We start from the raw sequence: 7,052 nt of genomic DNA, 5'->3' as shown, positions 1-7,052 counted from the left end.
AAAGCTCCGAATGTCGGTGCCCGTAGCACTCACCGCCGCGGCCACGTCGGCGTAGAGTCCGCGCCGATCGACGCCTTCGAGCGCCAGACGTACCACGAAGCGCTCGCCCGCCATCTCCTGCCAGTCAATCTCGAGGCGGCGTTCAGGCTCGTGCGCGAGCAGCAGCAGATTGGGACAGTCGCCGCGGTGAATGCTTACGCCGCGGCCGCGGGTCACGTAACCCACCACCTTGTCGCCAGGCACCGGCTGACAGCACTGCGCATAGCGCACCAGCAGCCCGTCCGCCCCCTGAATACGGATCCCCTTCCCCGTGCCCCGCACGCGGTCCACGATCCGCTCGAGCGTACTGGTCTTCTCGGCCGGCTCTGGAGTGGTATCAAGCAGCGGGTGCAGCAGCTTGAGCACCTGCAGCACATGTACATCACCCGCACCCACGCTCGCGATCAGATGGGCCGAGTCCTTGAGCTTGAGCAGCCGCGCGATCGGATAGAGATCATGGTCGTCGGCCTTCGGGAGACGGCGACGCCGCAGTTCACGCTCGAGGATTTCGCGCCCGAGGCGCATGGCCGACGAGCGCTCCTCGAGGCGGAGCAGCTGCCGGATCTTGTGACGCGCCTTTCCCGTGCGGACGTGCGCAAGCCAGTCCCGACTCGGCTTCGCATTCGGGTTGGTGAGAATCTCGACCGTCTCTGAGTTCTTCAGCTCACGAGACAACGGGGCGATACGGCCATTGACCTTGGCGCCGGCGCAGTGCGCACCAACCTGCGAGTGCACGGCGAACGCGAAGTCGAGCGGCGTCGCCCCCTTCGGCAGTCGGATGACGTCGCCGGTCGGCGTGAACACAAAGATCTCGTCCTGATACAAGTCGAGCTTCAGGAACTCGAGGAACTCGCCCGGCGTCTCGGCGTCCAGCTGCAGCTCCAGCACCTGCCGGAACCACGCGAGCTGCTTATCCAACTCGTCGGCACTGCGCGAGTGCTCCTTGTACAGCCAGTGCGCCGCAATGCCATAGTCGGCGGTCCGGTGCATGTCGCGGGTGCGGATCTGAATCTCGAACAGCTGACGCCCGGGGCCGAACACGGTCGTGTGCAGCGACTGATACCCGTTGCTCTTGGGCTGCGCGATATAGTCTTTGATCCGCTCCTGCACCGGCGTCCACCCATCGTGGATCACCCCGAGTGCGTGATAGCACTCGAGCACATTCGGCACGATTACACGGATTGCCAGCAGGTCGTAGATGTCCTCGTAGGGACGATCGCGCTGCTGCATCTTCTTGTAGATCGACCAGAGATGCTTCGGGCGGCCGGTCACCTCCACATCGGCGATCCCCGCCTCGGCCAGCCGCTTCTCCAACGGTTCGCGCATCTGCGCAATCAGCGCCTCGCGCTCCCCGCGCTTGGCGGCCACCATTTTGGCCAACGCCTTGTAGGCGTCCGGCTCGAGATGCTTGAAGGCAAGGTCCTCGAGCTCCCACCGTACCTTCGCCATACCGAAGCGGTGCGCCAGCGGAGCATAGAGGTCACGCGTTTCCTGGGCAACGCGCCGCCGCTTTTCCGGCGCCAGCCAGTCGAGCGTGCGCATATTGTGGAGCCGATCAGCCAGCTTGATGAGAATAACGCGGGCGTCCTTGGCGATCGACAGCAGCAGCTTGCGGTAGTTTTCAACCTGCCGCTCCTCGCGTGAGGACATCGGCAGGTTCGCGATCTTCGTGAGCCCATCCACGATTTGCGCGATCTCGGGCCCGAATTCACGCGACACGTCGCCCACCGTGATGTCGGTGTCCTCGACAATATCGTGCAGCAGCCCGCAGGCAACCGTGGTCGTGTCGAGCTGCAGGTCAGCCAGGATACGCGCGACCTCAACACAGTGCGATACGTACGGCTCGCCCGAGTGCCGCACCTGCCCCGCATGCGCCACCTCGGAATAGCGGTAGGCGCGCACGAGCAGATCGTGGTCGAGCCGATCGTAGGCGCCTCCCGCGCCCGGCCCGAACCCCGGAATCATTTCGTGCAGCGCGATCGTGGTCACGACGTGTCTCTTCTCCGCAAGACGAGTGAGGCAGCTCCCCTCCGCATTTTACGAGGGAAGGACCGCCACTGGCTAGTCGGAGGCATCACATTTCGGATCATGACGCATGCGCTTCGATACGTCCGACGCCGCCCGCTCAGAGTAGTCCCGCCTCCGCGAAGCTCACATACCGTCCCCGACCGATGATCACATGGTCGTGCACCGGGATGTCGAGGAGCCGACCGGCGGCGACCAGTTGTTCCGTTACCGCCCGGTCTTCGGCACTTGGCGTGGGATCGCCACTCGGATGGTTGTGCACGAGAATCACCGCCGCGGCTCGCTCGGCGATGGCTTCGCGGAAGACCTCCCGTGGATGGACGAGTGACGAGTTGAGCAGGCCACGCGTGATCAGGACATCCCGTTCAAGACGATGCTGCGCGTCGAGGATGGCCACGTGGAACTCCTCCACCGGCGCATCCTGCAGTCTGGGGGCGTAGGCAGCCGCCACATCACGCGGTCCCCGCAGCGGCATCCCCGGCGCCCTCGCTTCGATGGCCATCCGACGCCCCAGTTCGAGGGCGGCCTGGACGGTAGCGGCTCGCGCGGTCCCTACCCCGTGCAGTCGAGTGAGCATGGCGAATGGCATCGCGGCCAGTCGACCGAGGGACCCGTCACACCGCTCCATTAGCGACTGCGCGCAGGTGAGGGCCGAGGCCCCGCGTGCACCCGCGCCGAGCAGGGTGGCCAACAACTCGGAGGTGCTCAGGGCCTGAGCGCCCAACGAGCGTATGCGTTCCCGTGGGCGTTCGGCGCTCGGTAACTCCTTGATCCTCAGCACGGGCCTGCCATCATCCTGCTGTTCCGCCACGGACACTCCATCGCGCATGAGGTGATTGCTCGCTGAGTCGCCACGATGCCACCACTCTGGAGATCACGTGGTACCGGATCAGTGCGCGCATGGCCATTCGTGCATCGTGTAGGCAGGCGCGCCAGTATGTTTCTTGGATGACCACTGACTCGCCCCGCCCTTCCGCGCCCGCCACGTTCGACCCCACGTCGGACGACGAGTGGGCAGCACTCCGCGCCCTTGGTCACCGCATGCTCGACGATATGTTCGACGCGCAGCAGGGCCTTGCGACCACGCCCGTCTGGCAGGCGTTGCCCAGCGAGAAGCAGGCGTTGTTCCAGCAGGCGGGGCCCGAGGAAGGCGTGGGACCGGCGACGGCATACGAGCAGTTCCGCAGCCACATTCTGCCGTACGGCCTTGGCAACTGGCATCCGCGCTTTTTCGGCTGGGTCCAGGGCAACGGCACGCCGCTCGGTATGCTCGCCGACATGTTGGCCTCGGGCATGAACCCACACCTCGGGGGGTTCAATCAGGCACCAGCCATGGTGGAGCGACAGGTCATCGGGTGGTTCGCCGACTGGTTCGGCATGCCCGGTGCCAGCGGTCTCTTCGTCACCGGTGGGACGATGGCCAACACTCATGCCATTGCCTGTGCCCGCGTCGCGTTGGGTAGCCGGCAAGGCCGTAATGTGCGCATGGACGGCGTGCAGGGGTGGCCCAGTGCATCGCCCCCTTCCCCCATGGTGTTCTACGGTTCAAAGGAAACACATGGCTGGGCCTACAAGGCCGCCGAGTGGCTGGGGCTCGGCACCCGAGCCTTCCGGACGGTGCCCGTGCTTGCCGATTTCACGATTGACTTAGTGGCGCTTTCCCGGATGATTGCGGACGATCGGGCCGCTGGACTGACGCCGTTTTGTGTGATCGGTACCGCCGGCACGGTGAATACCGGCGCCACCGACGATCTGGTGGGGTTGGCCGACCTGTGTGCGCACGAGCAGCTCTGGTTCCATGTGGACGGCGCCTTTGGCGCGCTTGCCGCCCTGTCGCCGCTGACCCGAGAGATCGTGCGCGGCATGGATCGCGCCGACTCCGTGGCGTTCGACCTGCACAAGTGGGGATCGATGCCCTTCGAGTGCGCCTGCGTGCTGGTCAAGGACCCCGTCGTGCATCACACCGCCTTTCGCAACTCGGCGTCATATCTATCGGCAGGCGATCGCGGTCCCACGGCCGGTGGTATGTACTTCAACGAACGCGGACTCGATCTCACCCGGTCGTTCAAGGCGCTCAAGGTGTGGATGCAGTTGCAGGCCGATGGTGTGGAACGGCTCGGACGTGTGATCGCGCAGAACGTGCTCCAGGTCCGGCACCTCGTCGCACGGATCGATGCACACCCTGAGCTCGAGCGGCTCGCCCCGGCGCCGCTCAACATCGTGTGCTTCCGGTACGTGCCCACCTCCGTCGAGCTCACGGCAGCGGAGTACGACACACTGAACGCGGAGCTCTTGGCGCGGCTACAGGAAGGCGGGGTGGTGCTGCCGTCCAGTACGAGGATCGGCGGTGCCTTCGCGCTGCGGGTGGCGCACGTGAATCATCGGAGCGTCGACGCCGATATGGATTTGCTCATCGATACGGTCGTGGAAACGGGCCGCCTGATCATCGCGCAGCGCTGACCATGCCGAGCCGTGGCCCCCGTGTGGGGCCGGTGCGTCCGTCATGGGTACCGAACGTCGAACCGGGACCCATCGTCGTGATGGGTCCCGGTTGGCCGTTTGGATGCTGCGGGTGACACGCAGCGCTCAGCCGGGTGGGCGTGCCTTCGCGGTACGTCCCCCACCCGACGAGGACCCGTCGGAGCCCGAGCTGCCGGACGAACCCATGCCACTCGAGCCGCCACTCCCGATCGGCGGCGTGTACGCGGGGCTGATGTTGGAGCGGATGTCAGGATCGCTCGCACGAGTGTAGCCGCGGCCGTTGATCGCGCGCCCGCGAACGGTGCCCTCCCCCCCAGAGGGATTGACCGGAACGATGACCACCGGGCCGCCACCGTTGTTGAGGGGGTTCGCCCAGCCACCGAACCATCCGGGCCCGTATCCATACCCCCACCCAAGGGAGTAGGGATTGTAGCCGTAGCCGAGCGCCCCGAATCGCGCGCCCCACGGTGAGAAGTTCCCCCACGGATCGAAGGCACCGTACCGCCACCCGAATCCCCACGCCCCCATGCCGCCGGGGCCGTAGCAGAAGTCATCGAGCCCATCGCAGCGAGAACCGCCACCGCGCACGTTGGCACTCGAGGCCACGGTCGGCGCGACCACATCGGCGCCCGCGGTGATCGGGGTGGGGCCCACCTGAAACCGCTGCGGGTTGGCGAGGGCGACCATCACATCGATCACGCGCGACGGTACACCGGCATCCGCGAGTGTCACGAGCGTGGAGGCGTTCACCTTGGTCGCTTGTCCCGTCTCCAACAGCCAGGCCTCGGCGAGACTGGCCGGCACCTTGGTCGCGACACCAATCACCGCGGGCGTTTCCGCCGGGGCCCCAGTGGCCAAGCGGAGCGCCCTCGTGGATCTGACCGCACCAAACGTGAGCCCTGCGGGTGCACCGCTGTCCCCCAGGAAGCGGAAGCGCGCCACCGTCGTGGCCTCGTTCTTTCCGACCGCGAGGTTCTGCAGCTGGACCCACTGCCCGGCACTGTTCATGACCATCAGTCCGGTCTCCACCCGCTTCACTCCGCGCGTGCACGACAGCTCGGCACGCAGGATGAGGCGCGTATCGTCCGGATCCCATGCCGCGGACTCGGTACCGGCGCATTCGTCGACGGTCTTTTCACGACTGGTACCGGGGACGGGCACCGAGGTGCGCGACAACAAGGCGTCGCGATGATAGAGCGCGATGTCGATGGATCCGGGGGTGCTGGTGCTCGGGACTACGCACGCCCGGGTCGGCTGCTTCTCCGCGCCGATCTCCTCGAGGCCAATCCCAGCGTCCATCGTACGCCAGCAGCCGATCCAGGGCTGAAAGCGCGGGTCAATCCCGGAGGCTCTCTGGGCCCCTGCCCTCGGTGCCAGAACGGACAAGGCCACCGCCAGCGACGCGATCGCCAGTGAGGCTGATACTCGGTGCGTGACCGGGCTCGTATGCATAACCATCTCTCCGTGCACGGCGTGGGCGTGCGGATGAACCAGCGGGATCAACGTCAACGGACGCTCAGAAACGGAACTGAAGGCCGGTGGTCAGCCCGATTCCCGACATCGACGTATTGCCGAAGCCGGTGAAATCTCCGCGCAGTGGCGCACGCGCGTAATCGTATCGCACTTCGGTGTTGAGCGCGACCGTGGGGCGCACACTCCAACTCAGTCCGGCGGCCGCATAGCCGAGCGGTGCCCAGCCACTGGCGCTGAGGGTCGCGCGAAAGACGTCGAGGTTGCGCGACTCGCTGTCGATGAAATCGCCTTCCTGCTGAAAGCGATACCACATCGCGCCGCCGCCAGCGGCGACATACGGGACGGTCCGGGTTGGCACCCACGCGAGCCGACTGATCGTGCGACCGGCGGGCGCGAAGTTGTAACGGACGCCGACGCTGAGCGGGGTCCGCCGCAAGCGGGTTACCTGTTCGATCGGCAGGTCACTGTTGTCTACGAAGTCGCGGTACTCGGACTGCAGCCGGCGTGCGGAGGTGGCCCCCACAAGCTGCACCTCGACGCGCTGCGTTAGCGGGATGCCGATTTCAGCGCCGAGGTTGAGCCCCGTGTAGGCATTGGGGTTGAGCGTGAGGAGCGAATCGCTGAATGAGAACACCCCGTTCGCGGCATCCGGCCGAGCGGCGCCTACGCGGAGCGCCAAGGAGAACTTGGGGCGCCCGAAGAGGTAGTCGCCACCGTCCTGGGCGGTTGCACGCTGCGATGGCAGGGCGAGCCCGGACAGGAGGGCGAACGTGGCAGCGACAGTGGTGAGCGACTTCATACGGCGGGGGCCTCCGGAGGGTAGAGTGGGAATATACACGCTAGCCGATGTCGTGGTCCGAGGGGGCTGGAGGCGGCCGCACCGGAGGAGGAAGAGAGGATACGGGGGGCGAGCGTACGCCGCGATGAGTATGGTGGGGGGTACACAAAACAGCACCGCCCCTGGCATTCGTGAGGAATACCAGGGGCGGTGCACAGGGTGCCGGCGACGGCCTACTCTCCCGCGAGCTCTCGCC

At 66.2% G+C, this 7,052-nt stretch carries 5 protein-coding genes; 1 reads left to right on the top strand and 4 read right to left on the bottom strand.

Annotated elements, in window-relative coordinates; genetic code table 11:
* A partial coding sequence (locus ACIQ51_RS13865) for a RelA/SpoT family protein (protein ID WP_396205653.1) occupies nt 1-2,028 on the bottom strand: 2,028 nt, incomplete at its 3' end.
* A gap of 136 nt (nt 2,029-2,164) precedes the next feature.
* Nucleotides 2,165-2,893: a DNA repair protein RadC gene (gene radC, locus ACIQ51_RS13860; protein ID WP_396205652.1), complete on the bottom strand. Its 729-nt coding sequence runs from the start codon at nt 2,891-2,893 to the stop codon at nt 2,165-2,167.
* 119 nt (nt 2,894-3,012) lie between these two features.
* Here radC and ACIQ51_RS13855 point away from each other — a divergent pair, with 119 nt between their 5' ends.
* A complete protein-coding gene (locus tag ACIQ51_RS13855; protein WP_396205651.1) occupies nt 3,013-4,524 on the top strand; it encodes a pyridoxal phosphate-dependent decarboxylase family protein in 1,512 nt (503 codons plus the stop codon).
* Nucleotides 4,525-4,650: 126 nt separating this feature from the next.
* Here the strand turns inward: ACIQ51_RS13855 and ACIQ51_RS13850 are convergent, their stop codons facing one another.
* Together ACIQ51_RS13850 and ACIQ51_RS13845 are read right to left on the bottom strand one after the other, a co-directional pair.
* Nucleotides 4,651-5,844 (bottom strand): hypothetical protein, encoded by a 1,194-nt coding sequence (locus ACIQ51_RS13850; RefSeq protein WP_396205650.1) that lies wholly within the window; start codon nt 5,842-5,844, stop codon nt 4,651-4,653.
* Between the two features lie 217 nt (nt 5,845-6,061).
* On the bottom strand, nt 6,062-6,817 hold the full coding sequence (locus ACIQ51_RS13845; protein WP_396205649.1) for a hypothetical protein: 756 nt from the start codon (nt 6,815-6,817) through the stop codon (nt 6,062-6,064).
* Nucleotides 6,818-7,052: the final 235 nt, after the last annotated feature.

The organism is Gemmatimonas sp. (genome assembly GCF_044344655.1).
GTDB lineage: Bacteria > Gemmatimonadota > Gemmatimonadetes > Gemmatimonadales > Gemmatimonadaceae > Gemmatimonas.
This window is presented reverse-complemented; position numbering and strand designations above follow the sequence as displayed.

What these genes read in the sequence shown, in the direction of transcription:
- ACIQ51_RS13855 (WP_396205651.1), top strand. Translation starts at nt 3,013, where the DNA reads ATGACCACTGACTCGCCCCGCCCTTCCGCGCCCGCCACGTTCGACCCC.
- radC (WP_396205652.1), bottom strand. Translation starts at nt 2,893, where the DNA reads ATGCGCGATGGAGTGTCCGTGGCGGAACAGCAGGATGATGGCAGGCCC.
- ACIQ51_RS13845 (WP_396205649.1), bottom strand. Translation starts at nt 6,817, where the DNA reads ATGAAGTCGCTCACCACTGTCGCTGCCACGTTCGCCCTCCTGTCCGGG.
- ACIQ51_RS13850 (WP_396205650.1), bottom strand. Translation starts at nt 5,844, where the DNA reads ATGGACGCTGGGATTGGCCTCGAGGAGATCGGCGCGGAGAAGCAGCCG.